We start from the raw sequence: 21,216 nt of genomic DNA, 5'->3' as shown, positions 1-21,216 counted from the left end.
ACGATGCCCAAGCTCAGCGTCCTGCATTACGCCCTGATCATTTCGGCCGGCGTGCACCTGGGCCTGGGCACGCTCAAGCTGGTCGCCCCGGAACAGTTCAACCGGCTGTTCCAGGACGAGGCGCTGGAGGTGGTGCTGGTGAACGCGCGCGGCCAGGACGCGCCCGACAAGGCGCAGGCGCTCGCCCAGGCCAACCTGGCCGGCGGCGGCGAACTGGCCGCCAACGTGCGCGCGACCTCCCCGATGGCGCCCTCCCCGCTCGAGGAGACCGGCGACAGCATCGAGCGCGAGCACAGCCAGATCCAGCAACTGCAGCAGGTGCAGGAACAGCTGCTGACGCAGCTGCGCCGCCAGCTGGCCGTGCTGCCGCCGCCCGATCCGATCCGCGACAAGAGCACGGTCGAGGGCCGGCAGATCGCCGAGCACCGCCGCCAACTGGTCCAGGCGCTGGCCGAGATCGAGAAGCGGGTGAACGTCGAGAACGCGCGCCCGAAGAAGCGCTACGTGAGCCCGGCCACCCGCGAGACGGTCCACGCGATCTATTACGACCAGCTGCGCCGCCGCATCGAGGCCCGCGGCACGCGCGACTTTCCCTCGTACCAGGGCCGCAAGCTCTATGGCGAGCTGACGATGAACATCCAGGTCGACTACCACGGCCGCGTCGTCGAGACCGAGATCGTCCAGAGCTCCGGCAACAGCGTGCTGGACCGCCGCGCCGTCGCGATCGTGCGGGCGGCCGCGCCCTTCGGCCAGTTCACGTCCGAGATGCGCCGCGGCGCGGAGATCCTGGTGATGTCCTTCCGCTTCCGGTTCAACCGCGACGAGAGCGTGGAGACGACGCTCAGCGCGCCGCAGCCGTCCTGAGCGGCCGGCGTGTTCCGAGCCTCCGACCCGACCGCCCCGCCCTCCTCTATATATAGAGAGCCATGAGCGCCGACTCCTCCGCCTCCGTATCGTCCGCCGCCGCGGCCCTCGACCGCTACGCCGTCGCCGGCAATCCGGTCGCGCACAGCCGCTCGCCCGAGATCCACGCCGCCTTCGCCGTGCAGACCGGTCAGTCGCTGGTCTATGAGCGCCTGCTCTGCCCGCTCGACGCCTTCGAGGCGACGATCCGCGGCTTCGTCGCCGCGGGCGCCCGCGGCTGCAACGTCACCGTCCCGTTCAAGTTCGAGGCCTTCCGCCTCGCGCAACGCCTGACCCCGCGCGCCCGCCTGGCCGGCGCGGTGAACACGCTGCGCTTCGACGCGGAAGCCGCGGGCGGCTGGCTCGGCGACAACACCGACGGCGCCGGCCTGGTCGCCGACATCGAACGCAACGCCGCCCGGCCGCTGCGCGGTCAGCGCGTGCTGCTCATCGGCGCGGGCGGGGCCTCGGCCGGTGTGCTCGGCAGCCTGATCGCCGCGCGGCCCGCCGCGATCCGCGTGGTCAACCGCAGCCCCGACAAGGCGCTCGCGCTGATCGACAGCCATCGCGCCTGGGCCGACCAACACGGTGTCGCGCTGAGCGCCGGCCCCTTGGACGCAGCCGCGCCGGACGGACCGCACGAGGTGCTGATCAACGGCACCAGCGCCTCGCTCAGCGGCGCCGGCGTGCCGCTGCCCGAGACCGGCGCGCCCGTGCTGGCCCGCGGCGGCCTGGCGGTCGACATGATGTACGGCCCGTCGGCCGCGGCCTTCCTGGACTGGGCCGACGCGCAGTCGGGTCCCGGCGGCGCGCGACGCGATGGCCTGGGCATGCTGGTCGAGCAGGCCGCGGAAGCCTTCCTGGTCTGGCGCGGCGTGCGCCCGGACAGCGCCAGCGTGCTGGCCGACGTCCGCCGCCGCCTGGAGTCCGCCGCATGAAGCAGGTCTGGCGTGTGCTCGGCATGCTGGTCGTCAGCATCGTCTGCCTGCAGCTCTACTTCGTGGCCCGCATCGTGGTGATGAAGGTGGTCGCGCCGCAGTCCACGACCTTCCAGCGCTCGGAGGCGCTGCGCCTCGCGCGCGAGAACCACCAGATCCTCTGGACCCAGGAATGGGTCGATGACGCGCGCATCAGCAAGCACCTCAAGCGCGCCGTGATCGCCAGCGAGGACGCCGGCTTCATGGACCACGGCGGCGTCGAGTGGGACGCCATCCAGAAGGCCTGGGACAAGAACCAGAAGGCGCAGGAGCAGGCCGACAAGCGCGCCGCGCGCCAGGCCAAGTTCGCGCCGAACAAGCCGCCACCGGTCCCCAAGGTCATCGGCGGGTCGACCATCAGCCAGCAACTGGCCAAGAACCTCTTCCTCAGCTCGGAGCGGACCTTCATCCGCAAGGGCCAGGAGATCGCGCTGACCTACATGCTGGAAGCGATCCTGGGCAAGCACCGGATCCTGGAGATCTACCTCAACAACGTCGAGTGGGGCGAGGGCGTGTTCGGGGCACAGGCCGCGGCGCGTCACTATTACCGCGTCGGCGCGGACCGGCTCGGCCCCAACCAGGCGGCGCGCCTCGCGGTGATGCTGCCCGCGCCCAAGCGGTTCGAGAAACGCCCCGGCTCGCCCTACGTGATGGGCCGTGCTGGCACCATCGAGGCCCGGATGGGCGCGGTCGAGGTACCCTGAGCGGCACGCGCCACCGGGATCGGCGAGCGCGTCCGGACGCCCGCCCGCGTGCCGAAAGAACGCCATGACCGCTGAACTGACGACCGAGATCGCCGCCACCGCCGCCCGGCTGGTGGTGGAGGAAGGCCTGGAATACGGCCCCGCCAAGACCCGCGCGCTGAAGACCTTGGGCCTGCCCGCCCGCACCGCGCTGCCGACCAACGACGAGCTCGAGGACCAGGTCCGCGACTACCTCGCGATCTTCTGCGCCGACACCCAGCCCGAGGAACTGCGAGCGCTTCGCGAGCTGGCCGCCGTCTGGATGGAGCGCCTGGCCGAGTTCCGCCCCCACCTGAGCGGCGCCGTCTGGCGCGGCACCGCGACCCGGCTCTCCAACATCCACCTGCAGCTGTACTGCGATGACAGCAAATCCTGCGAGATCGCGCTGCTCAATCAGGGCATCGACTACGACGTCGGGCAGTCGCGCAACGCGCGCGGCCAGACGGTGGACCAGCTCATCCTGGACGCGCCCTGTCGCGCGCTGAACGAGCGGGTCACCATCGCCCTGACCATCCTCGATTACGACGACCAGCGCGGCGCGCTCAAGCCCGACGCGCGCGGCCGGACCGAACGCGGCGACCTCGCGGCGCTGCGCCAACTGCTGGACACGACGAAGGACGACTGATGCAACGACGCGCGATCTTGGGTTTGGGCGCCGCGGGCCTGGTGGCCGCGGGCGCGGGGGCGTATCTCGCCCTTCGTCACGGCCATGGCGACTCTGCCGGCGGGACCGCCGCCGGACCGGCGGCCGGTCCGCTGTCGCCCGAGGCGGCCGCGTTCTGGAACGCCAGCTTCGACACCCTGGACCAGTCCACCTACCAGCCGGCGCAGCATCTGCGCGGCAAACCGCTGCTGCTGAACTTCTGGGCGACCTGGTGCGCGCCCTGCGTGAAGGAGCTGCCGGAGATCAACCAGTTCCATGACGAGTTCGCCGCCAAGGGGTGGCAGGTGCTCGGTCTGGCGGTGGACGCCCCGACGCCGGTGCGCGGTTTTCTCGAAAAGCTGCCGCTGAAGTTCCCGGTCGCGCTCGCCGGACTGACCGGCACCGACCTGTCCAGGACGCTGGGCAACAGCAAGGGCGGCCTGCCCTTTACCGTCGCGTTCGGCGTTCAAGGCGAACCGATCTGGCGCAAACTCGGCGCGACCCACCTCGAGGAATTGCGCGAGATGGCCCGGTCCGTGACCGTGTGAGCCTCACGCGACCTCGGGTCAACCCCTAGATGGGAGGGGCGCCGGACATAGCCGCCGCCCCAGGCAAGGTCAAGCCATTTATTTTTGGGAAGCCGCCGGGATCTGGGGTCAAAAGGCGTAAAGTCCACCCTTTTACGCTTCTAGTGTCTTCGCTCTAAATGGCGGGACCGGTCGCTGAATGCAAGTTCTGGTACTACACGGCCCCAACCTCAATCTGCTCGGCACGCGCGAGCCCGAGGTCTACGGCGCGACCACTTTGGCGCAGATCGACGACGATCTGCGGCAGATCGCGCAGGAAGCCGGCGTAGCTCTGGAGAGCCATCAGAGCAACCACGAAGGTGCCCTGGTGGACCGCATCCAGGCGGCCGGACGGGACGGGACGCGCTTCATCATCATCAATCCGGCGGCCTACACGCATACCAGCGTCGCGATTCGCGACGCGCTGGCGGCGGTGGCCATCCCATTCGTTGAGGTGCACCTGTCCAACATCCACAAGCGGGAATCCTTCAGGCATCACAGCTACCTGTCGGACCTCGCCGTGGGCGTCATCTGCGGACTCGGCCCGGCGGGTTACCGTCTGGCCTTGCAATACGTGCTGCAGTCCGCGCAGAGCCAGCGTCGAACGTCCTGAGACGCACGGCCCCCGGCCGCAAGAAGATCCCTCCGAAGACCACAACCGATCCCCGTTGGAGAAACCGTTATGGATTTGCGCAAGCTCAAGACCCTGATCGACCTCGTGTCCGAGTCGAACATCTCTGAACTTGAAATCACCGAAGCCGATGGCAAGGTGCGCATCGTCAAGTCCGATGGCCAGCCCGTCGTGGCCGCCATGCCCATGATGCAGGCCGCGCCGCAGATGGTCGCCGCCCCCGTGGCCGCCGCCCCGGTCGCCGCCGCGCCCGCCGCCGCCGCCCCTGCGCCGGTCGTCGAGACCGGCCACATCGTCAAGTCGCCGATGGTCGGCACCTTCTACCGCGCCTCCAGCCCCAACGCCAAGGCGTTCGCGGAAGTCGGCCAGCAGGTCAAGGAAGGCGACCCCATCTGCATCATCGAGGCGATGAAGATCATGAACGAGATCGAAGCCGACAAGTCCGGCACGATCACGAAGATCCTGATCGAGAACGGCCAACCGGTGGAATTCGGCCAGTCGCTGATCGTCATCGAGTAAGGCGGCCCCCAGATGTTCAAGAAGATCCTCATCGCGAATCGCGGCGAGATCGCTCTTCGGATCCAGCGCGCCTGCCGCGAACTGGGCGTGAAGTCGGTCGTCGTGTATTCGGAGGCGGACCGCGACGCGAAGTACGTGAAGCTGGCCGACGAGGCCGTCTGCATCGGCCCCGCGCCGTCCGCGCAAAGCTATCTGTCGATGCCGGCCATCATCGCGACGGCCGAGGTCACCGACGCGGAAGCGATCCACCCCGGCTACGGCTTCCTGTCCGAGAACGCGGACTTCGCCGAGCGCGTCGAGCGCAGCGGCTTCACCTTCATCGGCCCGACCCCGGAGAACATCCGGACGATGGGCGACAAGGTCTCGGCCAAGCAGGCCATGATCAAGGCCGGCGTCCCCTGCGTGCCCGGCTCCGAGGGCGCCCTGCCGGACGACCCGAAGGAGATCGTCCGCATCGCCCGCGCGGTCGGCTACCCGGTGATCATCAAGGCCGCCGGCGGCGGCGGTGGCCGCGGCATGCGCGTGGTCCACACCGAGGCCGCCCTGGTCAACGCGGTGCAGATGACCAAGGCCGAAGCGGCCGCGGCCTTCGGCAACCCGCAGGTCTACATGGAGAAGTTCCTGGAGCATCCGCGTCACGTGGAGATCCAGGTGCTGGCCGATGGCCACAAGAACGCCGTCTGGCTGGGCGAGCGCGACTGCTCCATGCAGCGCCGCCACCAGAAGATCATCGAGGAAGCGCCGGCGCCCGGCATTCCGCGTCGCCTGATCGAGCGCGTGGGCGACCGCTGCGCGGCCGCCTGCAAGAAGATGGGCTACCGCGGCGCGGGCACGTTCGAGTTCCTGTACGAGAACGGCGAGTTCTACTTCATCGAGATGAACACCCGCGTGCAGGTGGAGCATCCGGTGACCGAGCTGGTGACCGGCATCGACATCGTGCAGATGCAGATCCGCATCGCCGCCGGCGAGAAGCTCCCCTTCACGCAGCGCAACATCACGATGCGCGGCCATTCGATCGAGTGCCGCATCAATGCCGAGGACCCGGTGAAGTTCATCCCGTCCCCGGGCCGCATCACGATGTGGCACCCGCCCGGCGGCCCCGGCGTGCGCGTGGACTCGCATGCGTACACCAACTACTTCGTCCCGCCGAACTATGACTCGATGATCGGCAAGATCATCGTCCACGGCGACACCCGCGAGCAGGCCCTGGCCCGCATGCGCATCGCGCTGTCGGAGACCGTCGTCGAAGGCATCCAGACCAACATCCCGCTGCACCGCGAGCTGATGGCCGACGCCAAGTTCATCGAAGGCGGCACCGACATCCATTACCTCGAGCAGTGGATGGCGGCGCACAAGCGCTGATCCAGGCAGTCGCCCTCGCTGAGCGACAATGCACGGCCCTCAAGCGCGGACATCCGTCCGCCTTGAGGGCTTGTCCTTTTCCGATCCTTTGATGCTTCGGCGCCAGGGCCCCGCGATCCTTCCGATCCGCGCGATCCGAGCCGAACGCCCCGACCTCCCGGAGTTGCCATGAGCGATGACACCCCCAACCCCGCCCTGCTGCACGAACTGGTGCTGATCTGCCGCGAGCAGGACGTCGAGATCGTCAGCGACGCGCTGATGGAGGTCGAGTCGCTGGCCGTGTCCGTCGAGGACGCCGATGCCGACACGCCGGCCGAGCACGCGCTGTTCGGCGAGCCCGGCATGCCCGCGCCCAAGCCGGGCTGGGAGCGCTCGGTGGTGAAGGCGCTGTTCGCGACCGAAGCCGAGGCGACCGAGGCGGCGACCCTGCTGCTCGCGCAGGACTGGGCCACCGACGTGCATGTGCAGACCATCCAGGCCGTGGCCGAGCAGGACTGGGTCCGCCTGACCCAATCGCAGTTCGCGCCGGTCGAGATCACGCCCGAGTTCTGGATCGTCCCGTCCTGGCACGAGGCCCCCGCCCAGGCCAGGCAGGTGATGCGTCTGGACCCGGGCCTGGCCTTCGGCACCGGCACGCACCCGACCACGCGCATGTGTCTGCGCTGGATCGCCGGCCACGGCGCGGAAGCGGCTGGCTGGGACCGGGTACTCGACTACGGCTGCGGCTCCGGCATCCTCGCGATCGCGACCGGCCTGTTCGGCGCGAAGCACATCGACGCGGTCGACATCGACCCCGCGGCGGTGACCGCCTCGGTCCACAACGCCAAGGACAACGGCGTGACGCTGAACGCCGCGCTGCCCGACGCCGCCCAGGGCGAGTACCCCATCGTGCTGGCCAACATCCTGGCCACGCCGCTGAAGCTGCTGGCGCCGCTGCTGTGCGGCCACCTCGCGCCCGGCGCCCATCTGGTGCTCGCGGGCATCCTGGAGCGCCAGGCCGACGAGCTCAAGGCCGCGTATGCGCCCTATGTGGCGCTGGACGTCAGCGATCGCGAGGACGGCTGGATCCTGATGACCGCGCGCCGCCCGGCCTGAGAACGACGGGACATCGGGTTGTTCACGGCAAGGCCTGACCCTGGCTCCATGGCATCATCGCGCCCATGAATCTCGCGACCCGCTGCACCACCTGCGGCACCATCTTCCGGGTGGTGCAGGACCAGTTGCGTGTCTCCGAGGGTTGGGTGCGCTGCGGCCGCTGCGCCGAGGTGTTCGACGCCCGCGAGCAGCTGTTCGACCTTGAGCGCGACAGTCCGCCGCCCTGGCCGCCCGTGGGCGCCGGCACGCCGGCGGAACCCGAGCCGCTCGCGCGCCGTCCCGCGCCAGAACCGCCCTATCAGCCCTACCAGGGCCAGTTCCAGCCGAGCCAGCCCGCCCCGCTGCCCGAGCCGATGCCGGCACCGACGCCGGCCTACGCGCCCTCGTCCTACGCACCGTCGTCGTTCCAACCCTCGTCCTACGAACCCTCGCCTCCGGTCCATGCACCGGAGCCGCCGCGCGCGCCCGAACCTCGCCACGAGGTCCGGCAGGACGCCCGCGATTCGTGGCTGGCCGCCGATGACGAGGACCTGAATCCCTTCGCGCCGCCGCGCCAGGTCAGCGACGAGGAGCTCTACGCCGACGACCCCATCGAGGATGTCGTGGGCGCGCGCTTCAACGCGACCGGCTTCGACGAGGAGTCGATCGAGGACCGCCGCGAGCCTTTCCTCGACGCGCCGCCAGCCCCCGCGCCCGATCCCCGCGCGCATCTGCCCGAACCCAAGGGCATGCGCTTCGAGGAGGACGAGCTGCCGCCGCCGATGCTCGACGACGACCGGCCCGACGTGACGCTGGCACTGAGCCCCGCGACCGCCGCGCAGCTCGACGCGCACGAGCCGTCGATGGAGCCGACCACGTCCATCCTCGCGGCCGACGAGGACGCGCTGGCGGAGTCGCACAAGGCCGCCCGCGCCGCCGAGAAAGCGCGCAAGCCAGGACGCTTGTGGAATCCCTTCAAGCGCTTCCGGCGCGAGAAGTCGTCCGCGCCGAATCCGGCCGAGACGACGATGACGGAGCTCGCGAGCGAATCGGAGCTGATGGCCGCCGCGGCGCTGCATGCGCCCGCCATCGAGCCCGGCATGGGCGCCTCCGTGAATGGGGCATCCGCGGCCGCCCCGGTGCCGAGCTTCATGCGCCAGGCCGAGGCCGCGCGCCGCTGGCAGCGGCCCGGCATGCGGATCGCGCTGGGCGGTCTGGCCACGGTGCTCGCGCTCGGCCTGATCGCGCAGCTCACCTGGCACGGCCGCGAGGCGATCGCGGCGCAGTACCCGGTCGCGCGCCCCGCGCTGAGCTCGCTGGCGCAGGCGATGGGCCAGGAACTCAAGCCCTGGCGCCACATCGAGGCGCTCAGCGTCGAGAGCAGCAGCCTCAACCCCGCGGGCGCGGGCAACCAGTACCGCTTCAGCATCAGCCTGCGCAATCGCAGCGGCTGGGACGTGGCGCAGCCCTGGGTCGACCTGACCCTGACGGACGCGGCGGGCCAGATCGTCGTGCGCCGCATGCTGTCGCCGACGGAAATGCAGGCCGGCCGCCCCGCGCTGCCCGCCGGCGCGGACCAGCAACTGCAGCTGGTCTTCGACAGCGGCGCGCAGAAGATCAGCGGCTACTCGGTCGAGCTTTTCTACCCCTGAGCCCCGACCGTACCCAGGACCCTCATCGATCGGGCACCGCGAGGTGCCCGTTTTCCTTGGCGCCGCGATCCTGGAGCGCCAAAGAAAAAACCCGGCTTGCGCCGGGTTTGGAGGGCTTCGCGAAACCGGACCCTGAGGTCCGGTCAGCGCTCAAGCTCAGGGCTTGTTGCCGGTCGGGAAGGGCCACGCGGCTTGCGGGCTCAGGGCCGTCTTGGCAGCGGGAGCCGGCGCGGCGGCAGGCTTGGCAGCCGGGGCAGCGGCAGGCTTGGCGGCCTTGGCAGCCTTCGGAGCAGCAGCCTTCTTGGCAGCGGGCTTCGCGGCCGGCTTGGCAGCGGCCTTGGGCGCAGCGGCCTTCTTCGCAGCAGGCTTGGCGGCGGCCTTCTTGGCAGCAGGCTTCGCGGCCGGCTTGGCGGCGGCCTTCTTGGCAGCCGGCTTCGCGGCAGGCTTGGCGGCCTTGGCAGCCACCTTGATCGGCGGCTTCTTGGCAGCGGAGGCCTTCTTCGGAGCAGCAGCCTTCTTGGCCGGAGCAGCCTTCTTGGCGGCCACGACCTTCTTCGCCGGAGCAGCCTTCTTGGCGGCAGCGACCTTCTTCGCCGGAGCAGCCTTCTTCGCGGCAGCGGCCTTCTTGGCCGGAGCGGCCTTCTTCGCCGGAGCAGCCTTCTTGGCGGCGGCGACCTTCTTGGCCGGAGCTGCCTTCTTGGCCGGAGCGGCCTTCTTGGCGGCCGGAGCCTTCTTGGCCGGAGCGGCCTTCTTCACAGCGGCCTTCTTGGCCGGGGCTTTCTTGGCCGGAGCGGCCTTCTTCGCAGTTGCCATTTCAGTTCTCCTTGATCAAGTGGAAATAGCCCTGCCCGTCATCAACCGGTTGATGCCAGTGCAGGTATTCATCGCCCACGACGCGCGGGAGTTGCGCTCCGCGGTGCGATGAATCAGGTTGCGATGCGTGTCCGCCGCTTCTGCGTCGGTCGGATCTCGCATCGCCAAGCTTGATCTCTTCTTCAAAAACAAACGTGCTTCGAGGGTCGCTCTGGCTCGGGACTCTTCAGTCCCAGGACAGGGCGCCGCCCGATTGGTATTCGATGACCCGCGTCTCGAAGAAGTTGCGTTCCTTCTTCAAGTCGATCATTTCGCTCATCCACGGGAACGGGTTCTCTTCGTTCGGGAACAGCGCCTCGAGACCGATCTGGGTCGCGCGACGGTTCGCGATGTAGCGCAGGTAGCCCTTGAACATCGCCGCGTTCAGACCCAGCACGCCGCGCGGCATGGTGTCCTCGGCGTAGCGGTACTCGAGCTCCACGGCCTGCTGGAACAGCGCCTTGATCTCGGCGCGGAACTCGGGCGTCCACAGGTGCGGGTTCTCGAGCTTGATCTGGTTGATCAGGTCGATGCCGAAGTTGCAGTGCATCGACTCGTCGCGCAGGATGTACTGGTACTGCTCGGCCGCGCCGGTCATCTTGTTCTGGCGACCCAGCGCCAGGATCTGCGTGAAGCCGACGTAGAAGAACAGACCTTCCATCAGGCACGCGAAGACGATCAGCGACTTCAGCAGCGTCTGGTCGTTCTCAGGCGTGCCGGTGACGAAGTTGGGATCCATGATCGCGTCGATGAACGGGATCAGGAATTCGTCCTTGTCGCGGATCGACTTCACCTCGTGATAGGCGTTGAAGATTTCGCTCTCGTCCAGTCCGAGGGACTCGACGATGTATTGATAGGCGTGCGTGTGGATCGCTTCCTCGAAGGCCTGGCGCAGCAGGAACTGGCGGGCTTCGGGGGCCGTGATGTGGCGGTAGGTGCCCAGCACGATGTTGTTGGCGGCCAGCGAGTCGGCGGTGACGAAGAAGCCGAGGTTGCGCTTGATGATGCGGCGCTCGTCCTCGGTCAGACCGTTCGGGTCCTTCCACAGGGCGATGTCGCGCGACATGTTCACTTCCTGCGGCATCCAGTGGTTCGCGCAGGTGGCGAGGTACTTCTCCCACGCCCACTTGTACTTGAACGGGACCAGCTGATTGACGTCGGTCTGGCCGTTGATGATGCGCTTGTCGGCGACGTTGACGCGGCGCGCGTCGGCGCTGACGGAAGACGTGGTGCTCATGCCCGCGGCGGGGACAGTCGACTCACGCGCAACTGGAGCAGTTGCTGCGTTGATCGGTGCGCCGTGCGATGGCGCGTTGCTCGAGGGCTTACGGTCTTCTTCCCAAACCAGCATGGTGGTCTTCCTATGGTCGCGGATTATCGGAGTGTTGTGTTCAAACACAAAGGACTTCTTGACTTTGACGCCGCTTCGCCGTTGCTGGTCCGCATCGCATTGGACGCGTGGGACCGTGTGCTTCGCGCCTCTTGATGGGCGCGACATCGCGCCGATGAGTGGCGCGCCTGGAGCCGGAGCGGCTGTCCGATCAAGCGTTCATCGATCGCTTGCGAGGACCTCCGGAAAAACCGGAGATCGCCGCAAACATCGATGAACACTCGCATCGCGAGCGTCGGAGGTGTCGGCGCCGAACACGCGGACACCTCCTGTTTCGATTACTGGCAGGCCTCGCAACCGGGGTCGTCGATGGCGCAGAAGGTCACGTCCGTCGCCGGCGTCGCGTCGCCGAGATCCGGCGCGGCCGACGTTGCGATCGGCGCAACACTCGCCACTGCGATCGGTGCCGCCGCGACCGGCGCGGCGCTCACGCCACCCGCGCCGCTGCTCACCGCGTTGAGCTGGCCGGCGTTCTGCACGGTGCTCTTCTCGGCGTGCGTCGCACCCATCGTGCGGAGGTAGTAGGTGGTCTTCAGACCACGCTGCCACGCCAGCTTGTAGGTGTCGTCCAGACGCTTGCCCGACGCGCCGGCCATGTAGATGTTCAGGCTCTGCGCCTGGTCGATCCACTTCTGGCGACGCGCGGCGGCTTCCACCAGCCACACGGTGTCCACTTCGAACGCCGTCGCGTACAGGTGCTTGAGTTCCTCGGGCACGCGGTCGATGCGGCGCAGCGAACCGTCGAAGTGCTTGAGGTCCATGACCATCACGTCGTCCCACAGGCCCAGCTTCTTGAGGTCGCGGACCAGGTGCTCGTTCACCACGGTGAACTCGCCCGACAGGTTGGACTTCACCGACAGGTTGCCGAAGCAGGGCTCGATCGACGCGTCGACGCCGATGATGTTGGAGATCGTCGCGGTCGGCGCGATCGCCACGCAGTTGCTGTTGCGCATGCCGTCACGGGCGATCTTGGCGCGCAGCGCGTCCCAGTCCAGCGACGACGAACGGTCCACGTCGACGAAGCCGCCGCGGGCCTCGGCCAGCAGGTCCAGCGAATCGATCGGGAGGATGCCGCGATCCCACAGCGAGCCGCGATAGCTGCTGTAGCGGCCGCGCTCGGCGGACAGCTCGGTCGAGGCCCAGTACGCGTGGTAGCAGACGGCTTCCATCGAGCGGTCGGCGAATTCCACCGCGGCGTCGGAGGCGTAGGGCACGCGCAGCTGATACAGCGCGTCCTGGAAGCCCATGATGCCCAGGCCGACCGGACGGTGGCGCAGGTTGGAGTCGCGGGCCTTCTTGACGGCGTAGTAGTTGATGTCGATGACGTTGTCGAGCATGCGCATCGCCGTCGACACCGTCTTCTTCAGCTTGGCCTGGTCGATCTGGCCGTCCTTCAAGTGCTGCGACAGGTTGACCGAGCCCAGGTTGCAGACCGCGATCTCGTTGTCGTTGGTGTTCAGCGTGATCTCGGTGCACAGGTTGGACGAGTGCACGACACCGACGTGCTGCTGCGGGCTGCGCACATTGCAGGCGTCCTTGAACGTGATCCAGGGATGGCCGGTCTCGAACAGCATCGTCAGCATCTTGCGCCACAGGTCGCGGGCCGGCATGCGCTTGTAGAGCTTGAGCTCGCCGCGATCGACCTTGGCCTCATACGCCTCGTAGGCAGTCTGGAAGGCCTTGCCGAACAGGTCGTGCAGGTCCGGGCAGGTCGAGGGGCTGAACAGCGTCCAGTCGCCGCCTTCCATGACGCGCTTCATGAACAGGTCGGGAATCCAGTTCGCCGTGTTCATGTCGTGCGTGCGGCGACGGTCGTCACCGGTGTTCTTGCGCAGCTCCAGGAACTCCTCGATGTCCAGGTGCCAGGTCTCCAGATACGCGCAGACGGCGCCCTTGCGCTTGCCGCCCTGGTTCACCGCGACGGCGGTGTCGTTGACGACCTTCAGGAAGGGGACGACGCCTTGCGACTTGCCGTTCGTGCCCTTGATGTGCGAGCCCAGCGCGCGGACCGGGGTCCAGTCGTTGCCCAGGCCGCCGGCGAACTTCGACAGCAGCGCGTTTTCCTTCAGCGCCTCGTAGATGCCGTCCAGGTCGTCGGCCACCGTCGTCAGGTAGCAGCTCGACAGCTGCGAGCGGCGGGTGCCGGAGTTGAACAGCGTCGGGGTCGAGCTCATGAAGTCGAAGCTCGACAGGACTTCGTAGAACTCGATGGCGCGGGCTTCGCGGTCGATCTCGTTCAGCGCCAGGCCCATGGCCACGCGCATGAAGAAGGCCTGCGGCATCTCGATGCGGGTGCCGTCGACGTGCAGGAAGTAGCGGTCGAACAGGGTCTGCAGGCCCAGGTAGTCGAACTGCAGGTCACGATCGGCCTTCAGCGCCGCGCCCAGCTTGGCCAGGTCGTACTGCTGCAGCTTCTCGTCCAGCAGCTCGGCCTGCACGCCCTTCTTGATGAAGCCGGGGAAGTAGTCGGCGTACTTGGTGGCCATGTCGGCCTGCGTGTACTCGGCGCCCAGGATCTCCTTGCGGATCGTGTGCATCAGCAGACGAGCGGTGGCGCGGGTGTAGCCCGGGTCCTTCTCGATCAGCGTGCGGGCGGCCAGGATGGCGGCCTTGTAGACCTCGTCGATCGGCACGCCGTCATACAGGTTGCGCTTGGTCTCGGCCAGGATCGGGTCCGGCTTGACGTCGGCGCCCAGGTTCTCGCAGCTCGACACGATCAGCGCGGACAGCTTGTTCAGGTCCAGCGGGACGCGCACGCCGTTCTCGGTCACCGAGATGCCGGACTCCAGCACGGCGGCCTGGCGCTGCTCGCCCTGGGCCGCGCGCTCCTGCGTGCGGCGCTCGCGGTACAGCACGTAGGCGCGCGCCACTTCATGGTGACCGCCGCGCATCAGCGCCAGCTCGACGTGGTCCTGCACGTCCTCGATGTGGAAGGTGCCGCCGCCCGGACGCGAGCGCACCAGCGCCTTGACGACCGACTCGGTCAGCGCGTCGACGGTCTCGCGCACGCTGGCGGAGGCCGCGCCGCTGGTGCCGTGCACCGCGAGGAAGGCCTTCATCATCGCCACGGCCACCTTGCTCGGCTCGAAGTGCACCACCGCGCCGTTGCGGCGGATGATCTGGTGCTGCGGGAAGCTGGCGGCAACGGGAGCGGACTCGCGCGGAGTCTGCGCCAGGCCCGTTTCAGCGGTCGGTGTGGCGGCGACTGTCTGCATGGGATCCTCGTCTGTTCTGGTGTCGAAAAACAAAAAAGCTGCGCCCGGCCCGGTTGGTAAGCAGTGGGCCCGACGGTCAGGGGGTCAGGTGGTGTTCGCGATGCTGCGGATGCGCCGTGGACTGTGCGTCCAAGCCCGGCGAGGGGGTCGCCGCGGGCGGGAACAAGACTTCTGTTGGAGCATTCATCGCCGGTTTGCGAAGGCCGCAGGATAGCATGCAAAACACTATATCTAGTGGTCGCGCCACCTTCAAGGAACTACCGCTAGTGCCGTCACGGCTTGACTCCGCACACCTGCTGGGCTAGCCGCAAAGGCCGTCGGCGCACAGCCCCGATGGATGCGCGCATCGCTTCCGGAGCGCGAGGATTGGCGCGGTCTGGCGGACCGAAATGCCCGCGAGAGCCCATGCCCGCTGCGCTGTCGCCGATGGCGGTTTGATGACATCCCGGCGCGGGTGTCCCCAGGGATCAGGACAAGCCCGAACTAGGACCTTCCCGTAGCCGCCGGGGCGGTGGGGTCATGGTCGCCCTGCGCCCTGCGCGGGCGAGGAGCGGGCCATCCGCCCGGGGGAAACCGGGGATCGAACAAGGATCGGGTGGGCGCCGATCCCGGCCAGGGCCGGGGCCGGCTCAGGCCTCGTCGCCGCCGATGGAGATCGCCAGCCGCGCCATGCGGTAGCGCATCTGCCGCAGCGAGAGGCCCAGGCTCGCGCCGGCCGCCGTGCGGTTGTTGCGGTACTGCTCGAGCGCCCGCAGCAGGATGCGGCGCTCGACCTCGTCCAGGTAGGTCGCCAGGTCCCGGGGCAGCGGGCTGCCGTCGCGCAGCTCGGGCGGGAGGTGCGCGTCCGGTGCCGCCTCGGCGCCCGCGCCGGGGGCGGCGTCCAGGGCCGTGAAGGCGGACTCGCCCGATGCCGCGTCGGTGCCCAGCACGCTGTCGGGCAGGCCGAGGTCGGCCAGGTCGATGCTGTCGCCGCTGGACAGCGCCAGCGCGCGGTGCAGCAGGTTCTCCAGCTCGCGCACGTTCCCGGGGAAGCTGTAGCGCGACAGCGTCGACTGCGCGGACGCGGTCAGGCGCGGCACCGGCGAGACGCCGGCATCGGCGGCGATGCGCTCCAGGATGCGGGTGCTGATCGGGGTCAGGTCTTCCATGCGCTCGCGCAGCGGCGGCACGCGGATCTGGATCACGTTGAGCCGGTAATACAAGTCCTGGCGGAAGCGGCCCGCGGCGACCTCGGCCGCGAGGTCCTTGTGGGTCGCGCTGAGCAGCCGCACGTTGACCGGCATCTCGGCCACCGCGCCGACCGGCCGCACCGAGCGCTCCTGCAGCGCGCGCAGCAGCTTGGACTGCATCGCCAGCGGCAGGTCGCCGATCTCGTCGAGGAACAGCGTGCCGTTGTGGGAGGCCTGGAAGAAGCCCTCGCGATCCTCGCTGGCGCCGGTGAAGGCGCCTTTGCGGTAGCCGAAGAACTCGGCCTCGAGCAGTTGCTCCGGGATCGCGCCGCAGTTGACCGCGATGAAGGGCTGCGGGCGGCGCGCGCTGACGTCATGGATGGCGCGGGCGACCAGTTCCTTGCCGGTGCCGGACTCGCCGTGCAGCAGCACGGGCGCCATGCTGCGGGCCACCTTGCCGATCAGCTCGCGCACCTGCCGCATCGCGGCGGAGTCGCCGACCAGCCGATCCAGCGCCGACGAGGTGCCGGCCGCGCGCGCCTCGGCGGACGCGGGCGCGCGCTTCTCGACGGCGGGCTTGCGCGGTTCGGCGGACGCGGCGCGAGGGGTGATCGGCGCCGGCATCGCGGCCGCTCCAGCCGATGGCGACGGCACCGGCGCGGCCGCGATCGCGGACGCGAAGGCGCGCGGCGCCGATTCCTCGCTCTTGGGCGCGCGGCCCAGCGCCGAGGCGACGACCATGCGGAACTGGCGCAGGTCGACAGGCTTGGTCAGGTAGTCGTAGGCGCCGGCCTTGAGCGCCTCGACGGCGTTCTCGGCCGAGCCGTAGGCGGTGATCACCAGCGCGCGCTCGCCGCGGCCCTGCTGCTCGAGCCAGCGCAGGATGTCCAGCCCGCTGCCGTCGGGCAGCCGCATGTCGGTGATGACCGCGTCGTAGCGGCGCGCGCCCAGCAGCTCCAGCGCGTCCTCCACCGTGCCGGCGCTGTCGAGCGTGTAGCCCTCGCGCAGCAGCGTCATCTCGTAGAGAGTGCGCAGGTCGGGCTCGTCGTCGACGACCAGCAGGCGGGGATCAGCGCTCATGGAGTTCGGTATCGGGGAAATGGGAATCCGGGCCGGGGGAGGGAATGGAGGCCAGCACCGCCGCCGGCGAGGCCGGCCGCGGGAGCAGCACCCGGAACTCGTTGGCGCCCGCGGCCGGACCGGTCTCGACGCGGTGGTAGGCGATGCTGCCCCCGTAGCGCTCGCAGAGTTCGCGGCAAATGTACAGGCCCAGACCCGAGCCCCGGCTGCGCGTCGAGAAGAACGGCTCGAACAAGTGTCTTTCGACCTCCGCCGGGATCGGGTCCGCGCGGCTGAAGACCGACAGTCGCACCCAGTCGCCCTCCTCCGTCTGCTGCACGCGCAGCGTGGCCGGACCGGGATGCGCATGGCGCAGGCCGTTGTCGAGCAGGTTGATCAGGATGCGGCGCAGATGCTCGGGGTCGAAGCTGACGGTCGAGGTCTCGCTGCCGAGCTCCAGGCGCAGCGGGCTGGCCTCGCCCTCGGGCAGGCGCTGGGTGGTGGCCCAGTCGGCGGCGTACTCGCGCAGCAGCGGCGCGACGGTGAGCGTCAGCGCCACCGGCGCGATGCCGGGCGCGACCTCCATGACGTCGTCCACCAGCCGCTTCAGCCGCTCCACGTTGGAGGCCACCATGCGGGTGAGCGGCTCCAGCCGCGGGTCCTGGGCACAGTCCTCCGCGAGCAGCGCGTTGGCCTGCGCGATCGCGGTCAGCGGGTTGCGGATCTCGTGCGCGATGCCGGCGGAGACCCGGCCCATCGCGGCCAGCTTCTCCTGGCGGTTGCGCGCCTCGAGCAGGCGGTTGTCCTCGAGGAAGAGCACGCACAGGTCGTCGCCGTCGAGCGGCCGCAGCGTGAAGCGCATGCGCACGCGCAGCGAGCGCTGCGAGCCGCGGCCGAAGTCCAGCAACAGGTCACGGCCCGCCTCGGGCCAGTGCTCGCCGCCGAAGGCGCGCTCGATCGCACGGAGCAGCGGCAGCCACGCGGGCGTGGCATCCAGGCGGAACGGACCGGCGCGCAGCGAGGCCCCCTCGGCCAGCAGCCCCCGCGCGGCCGGATTGGCGGTGCGCACCAGGCCACGGCGGTCGACGACGGCCACGCCCTCCTCCATCTCCTCGATCACGAGGCGGTTGAGGTCGGCCTGCTGGCGCGCGTACTCAAGGCTGCCGCGCGCGGCACGTTCCTCGCGGGCCAGGCGGCCGGCGATCTCGTTGGCCAGCAGAGTGACGACGAACAGGCCGCAGCCCAGCAGCCCGGCCTGGCTCAGGCGCAGACCGCCCTCGTGGCCCATCAGCACCACCCAGCCGCCGACACCCAGCAGCACCAGGCTGGCGAGCGCGGCAATGCCCAGCGCGCGCAGCCGCGGCTGCAGCGCGCCCCCCATCAGCGCCGGCATGAAGAACAGCGCGCCGTAGGTTCCGCTGGGCTCGTGCAGCTGCAGCAGGCTGAACAGGATCACGTCGACGCCGATGCTGAAGACGATCTGCCGCGTGGTGAGACCGGGCCGGTCCTTGGGTGGCGCGTCGCCGCCGCCGAACCAGCGCGGCAGCAGCCAAGCCAGCACCGCCTGCACGCCGTAGATCAGCGACAGCAGCGCCACCCAGCCCGCCGGGCGCGCGCCCATCAGGCCCGCGAGCGACTGCGTCGCCAGCACGGCCAGGCCCAGCGCGGCGCGCGCGCCCATGAAGGCGCGGTAGAGCCGCTGGACGGTGCCGGCGCTGATGGCGCCGAGGGTCGGGTCGGGGGCGGGCATGCGAGGGCGGATCAGGTCCGGTCGCCGCGCGAGGACTCGAGCCGCGCCTCGTGCGCGCTGCGGTGCTCGGTGCTGCAGAACGCGCCGCCACGACCGGGCAGCGCCTCGCTGGCGGGCAGATGCGTGCCGCATTCGGCGCAGCGCACCATGGACTCGGGGCCGGCCGGCGCGGGCGGCGCGGGCGGGGCCTCGCGACGCGGCGTCGGCGCCTCGGGCCTACCCCGTTTGAAGCCGAGCATGAAGGCGACAACCGCCAGCAGGACGATCCAGAAGAGCAGCTTGATCACGGTGCGGAGCGGAGGGCTGAGAAGCGTCGACGGTCGACGCGGGCGAAAGAATCGGTGGGCATGGCGGTCGCGCCGCAGGGCCCGCGAACGCGGCTCATGGCGAGGGGCGCTGGAGGATCACCTCCAGCACGAAGCGCGAGCCGGCATAGGACAGCAGCAGCAGCCCGGCCCCGAAATAGAGCCAGCGCGTCGCGCGCTTGCCGCGCCAGCCGAACACGCGGCGGCCGGTCAGCAGGCCGGTCAGCACGACCCAGCCCAGCACGGCGAACAGCGTCTTGTGGTCCCACTTCCAGTGCGGCGTGAAGGCCACGCCCAGCAGCAGCGCGAGGGACAGCACCACGACGCCGGCGGTCACGAACTGGAAGGTCAGCCGCTCCAGCCGCAGCAGCGGCGTGCCGAGCACGGGCGCGCCCTGCCCCTTCTGCGCGCGCATCTGGCGCTCGGCGCGGTTGAGCATCACCGCATGCATCACGGCCACGCCGCACAGGCCGTAGGAGGCCAGGCCCATCGCCCAGTGCAGCGGCGCGAGCGGCGAGCCCGCCTGCGGTCGGTATTCGCCCGGGAACATCCAGGCGAGCAGCATGACGATCAGGCCCAGGACGCTGAGCAGCCGCTGCGCGGAAGGCAGCGGCAGGAAGCGGCTCTCGACCAGGTAGACGCCGGTGACCAGCCAGATCGTCATCGACAACGACGGGGCGAAGCCGAAGCGCGCCGCGTGGCCGCCATTGACGGGCGCGGCGCCGATGCCGCCGACGTCCACGATCAACGCGGCCAGGTGCAGCACCCAGGCCAGCACCAGCACCGAACGCCAGGTGCGAGGCTGGCGGCTGGCCCAGACCGCGGCGGCCGCGTAGGCCAGCGCGCCGGTGGCGCTGAGGACGGCCAGAAGCTGCCCGCTGGGCTCGGCGGAGGCGACGGATAAAATCATCCGCAAAGTGTAATGACGCGCGCCCCTCTTATCAGGGGCGCCAATACGATGGCTTCCACCCTGACCGATCGACTGAGCCGGCTCGTGAAGACGATGCGCGGCCAGGCCCGCATCACCGAGTCCAATGTGCAGGACATGCTGCGCGAGGTGCGCATGGCGCTGCTGGAGGCCGACGTGGCGCTTCCGGTGGTGCGCGACTTCATCGCGCGGGTGAAGGAGAAAGCGCTCGGCCAGGAGGTCGTGGGCTCGCTGAACCCCGGCCAGGTGCTGGTCTCGGTGGTCCACAAGGAGCTCGCCGCCACCATGGGCGAAGGCGTGGCCGACCTGAACCTGGCCGCCCAGCCCCCCGCCATCATCCTGATGGCCGGTCTGCAGGGCGCCGGCAAGACCACGACGACCGCCAAGCTCGCCAAGCACCTGATCGAGAAGCGCAAGAAGAAGGTGCTGACGGTGTCCGCGGACGTGTACCGCCCCGCCGCGATCGAGCAGCTCAAGACGGTGACGAAGCAGGCCGGCGCCGAATGGTTCCCGTCCGCCCCGGACCAGAAGCCGCACGACATCGCGCTGGCCGCGCTGGACCACGCCAAGCGCCACTTCTTCGACGTGCTGCTGGTCGACACGGCCGGCCGTCTCGCGATCGACGAGGCCCTGATGGCCGAGATCCGCGACCTGCACGCGACGCTGAATCCGGTGGAGACGCTGTTCGTCGTCGACGCCATGCAGGGTCAGGACGCGGTGAACACCGCCAAGGCCTTCAAGGAAGCGCTCCCGCTGACCGGCATCGTGCTGACCAAGCTGGACGGCGACTCGCGCGGTGGCGCGGCGCTGTCGGTGCGGCAGGTCACGGGCGCGCCGATCAAGTTCGCGGGCGTGTCCGAGAAGATCGACGGCCTGGAGGTCTTCGACGCCGACCGGCATGCCGGCCGCGTGCTGGGCATGGGCGACATCGTGGCGCTGGTGGAGGAAGTCCAGAAGGGCGTGGACGTCGAGGCCGCGCAGAAGCTGGCCGAGAAGCTCAAGTCCGGTGACGGTTTCGACCTGAACGACTTCCTGGCCCAGATCTCGCAGATGAAGAAGATGGGCGGGCTGTCGGGCCTGATGGACAAGCTGCCCACGCAGATGACCGCCAAGGCCGGCGCCGCCGACATGGACAAGGCCGAGCGCGACATGAAGCGCATGGAAGGCATCCTCAACGCGATGACCGCGAAGGAGCGCCGCCAGCCTTCGCTGCTGATGGACGGCAAGTCCAAGGCCAGCCGCAAGCGCCGCATCGCCGCCGGCGCGGGCGTGCAGATCCAGGAGGTCAACCGCCTGCTGAACCAGTTCGACCAGATGCAGGGGATGATGAAGAAGATGAAGGGCGGCGGTCTGATGAAGATGATGAAGAAGATGGGCGGCCTGAAGAACCTCATGGGCGGCGGAGGCGGCGGCTTCCCGATGTGATCGGCGGGTCCGATCCCGCAACGACGAAGGGCTCCCGATGGGAGCCCTTCTGC

At 69.3% G+C, this 21,216-nt stretch carries 18 protein-coding genes; 11 read left to right on the top strand and 7 right to left on the bottom strand.

Annotated elements, in window-relative coordinates; genetic code table 11:
- Window positions 1-3 precede the first annotated feature (3 nt).
- The 10 genes from MCHT01_RS12475 to MCHT01_RS27825 all read left to right on the top strand — a co-directional run bounded on the left by MCHT01_RS12475 (window position 4) and on the right by MCHT01_RS27825 (window position 9,070).
- The gene (locus MCHT01_RS12475) at window positions 4-864 is read left to right on the top strand and encodes an energy transducer TonB (RefSeq protein WP_067065632.1); all 861 of its coding nucleotides are present in this window, start codon (window positions 4-6) and stop codon (window positions 862-864) included.
- Between the two features lie 62 nt (window positions 865-926).
- Window positions 927-1,841 (top strand): shikimate dehydrogenase, encoded by a 915-nt coding sequence (gene aroE, locus MCHT01_RS12470; RefSeq protein WP_067065631.1) that lies wholly within the window; start codon window positions 927-929, stop codon window positions 1,839-1,841.
- On the top strand, window positions 1,838-2,584 hold the full coding sequence (locus MCHT01_RS12465; RefSeq protein WP_067065630.1) for a transglycosylase domain-containing protein: 747 nt from the start codon (window positions 1,838-1,840) through the stop codon (window positions 2,582-2,584). Before aroE ends, MCHT01_RS12465 begins: the two co-directional genes overlap by 4 nt.
- 64 nt (window positions 2,585-2,648) lie before the next feature.
- Window positions 2,649-3,248: a hypothetical protein gene (locus tag MCHT01_RS12460; protein WP_067065629.1), complete on the top strand. Its 600-nt coding sequence runs from the start codon at window positions 2,649-2,651 to the stop codon at window positions 3,246-3,248.
- Window positions 3,248-3,814, top strand: coding sequence for a TlpA disulfide reductase family protein (locus tag MCHT01_RS12455; RefSeq protein ID WP_067065628.1), 567 nt, complete (start codon window positions 3,248-3,250; stop codon window positions 3,812-3,814). The genes MCHT01_RS12460 and MCHT01_RS12455 overlap by 1 nt, the downstream gene beginning before the upstream one ends.
- A gap of 178 nt (window positions 3,815-3,992) precedes the next feature.
- A complete protein-coding gene (aroQ, locus tag MCHT01_RS12450) occupies window positions 3,993-4,445 on the top strand; it encodes a type II 3-dehydroquinate dehydratase (protein WP_067065627.1) in 453 nt (150 codons plus the stop codon).
- Between the two features lie 69 nt (window positions 4,446-4,514).
- Entirely contained in the window at window positions 4,515-4,982 is a 468-nt protein-coding gene (gene accB, locus MCHT01_RS12445) for an acetyl-CoA carboxylase biotin carboxyl carrier protein (RefSeq protein ID WP_067065626.1), read from the top strand.
- A gap of 12 nt (window positions 4,983-4,994) precedes the next feature.
- The gene (accC, locus tag MCHT01_RS12440; RefSeq protein WP_067065625.1) at window positions 4,995-6,344 is read left to right on the top strand and encodes an acetyl-CoA carboxylase biotin carboxylase subunit; all 1,350 of its coding nucleotides are present in this window, start codon (window positions 4,995-4,997) and stop codon (window positions 6,342-6,344) included.
- Window positions 6,345-6,542: 198 nt separating this feature from the next.
- The gene (gene prmA / locus MCHT01_RS12435; RefSeq protein WP_067065821.1) at window positions 6,543-7,439 is read left to right on the top strand and encodes a 50S ribosomal protein L11 methyltransferase; all 897 of its coding nucleotides are present in this window, start codon (window positions 6,543-6,545) and stop codon (window positions 7,437-7,439) included.
- 65 nt (window positions 7,440-7,504) lie between these two features.
- Window positions 7,505-9,070, top strand: coding sequence for a zinc-ribbon and DUF3426 domain-containing protein (locus MCHT01_RS27825; RefSeq protein ID WP_067065624.1), 1,566 nt, complete (start codon window positions 7,505-7,507; stop codon window positions 9,068-9,070).
- A 156-nt stretch (window positions 9,071-9,226) separates the two neighbouring features.
- Here MCHT01_RS27825 and MCHT01_RS25650 read toward each other — a convergent pair whose 3' ends face one another.
- The 7 genes from MCHT01_RS25650 to MCHT01_RS12395 all read right to left on the bottom strand — a co-directional run bounded on the left by MCHT01_RS25650 (window position 9,227) and on the right by MCHT01_RS12395 (window position 19,720).
- Window positions 9,227-9,883: a histone gene (locus tag MCHT01_RS25650; RefSeq protein WP_084452474.1), complete on the bottom strand. Its 657-nt coding sequence runs from the start codon at window positions 9,881-9,883 to the stop codon at window positions 9,227-9,229.
- Between the two features lie 226 nt (window positions 9,884-10,109).
- Window positions 10,110-11,273, bottom strand: a complete 1,164-nt coding sequence (locus tag MCHT01_RS12420) for a ribonucleotide-diphosphate reductase subunit beta (protein ID WP_067065623.1) — start codon at window positions 11,271-11,273, stop codon at window positions 10,110-10,112.
- A gap of 317 nt (window positions 11,274-11,590) precedes the next feature.
- Window positions 11,591-14,527 carry a ribonucleoside-diphosphate reductase subunit alpha gene (locus MCHT01_RS12415; protein ID WP_067065622.1) on the bottom strand — a complete coding sequence of 979 codons (2,937 nt, stop codon included), beginning with the start codon at window positions 14,525-14,527 and terminating at the stop codon, window positions 11,591-11,593.
- A 629-nt stretch (window positions 14,528-15,156) separates the two neighbouring features.
- On the bottom strand, window positions 15,157-16,776 hold the full coding sequence (locus MCHT01_RS12410; RefSeq protein ID WP_067065621.1) for a sigma-54-dependent transcriptional regulator: 1,620 nt from the start codon (window positions 16,774-16,776) through the stop codon (window positions 15,157-15,159).
- A complete protein-coding gene (locus MCHT01_RS12405; protein ID WP_067065620.1) occupies window positions 16,766-18,505 on the bottom strand; it encodes a sensor histidine kinase in 1,740 nt (579 codons plus the stop codon). The genes MCHT01_RS12410 and MCHT01_RS12405 overlap by 11 nt, the downstream gene beginning before the upstream one ends.
- Window positions 18,506-18,516: 11 nt before the next feature.
- Window positions 18,517-18,792, bottom strand: coding sequence for a PP0621 family protein (locus MCHT01_RS12400; protein WP_067065619.1), 276 nt, complete (start codon window positions 18,790-18,792; stop codon window positions 18,517-18,519).
- Between the two features lie 94 nt (window positions 18,793-18,886).
- A complete protein-coding gene (locus tag MCHT01_RS12395; RefSeq protein ID WP_067065618.1) occupies window positions 18,887-19,720 on the bottom strand; it encodes a cytochrome C assembly family protein in 834 nt (277 codons plus the stop codon).
- Window positions 19,721-19,768: 48 nt separating this feature from the next.
- Here MCHT01_RS12395 and ffh point away from each other — a divergent pair, with 48 nt between their 5' ends.
- On the top strand, window positions 19,769-21,163 hold the full coding sequence (gene ffh / locus MCHT01_RS12390; RefSeq protein ID WP_067065617.1) for a signal recognition particle protein: 1,395 nt from the start codon (window positions 19,769-19,771) through the stop codon (window positions 21,161-21,163).
- Window positions 21,164-21,216: the final 53 nt, after the last annotated feature.

This window comes from Mitsuaria chitosanitabida ATCC BAA-476 = NBRC 102408, assembly GCF_001598255.1.
Taxonomy (GTDB): Bacteria; Pseudomonadota; Gammaproteobacteria; order Burkholderiales; family Burkholderiaceae_C; genus Roseateles; species Roseateles chitosanitabidus.
Note: the sequence above shows the minus strand (reverse complement) of the source record. Positions and strands in the feature narration are given on the sequence as shown.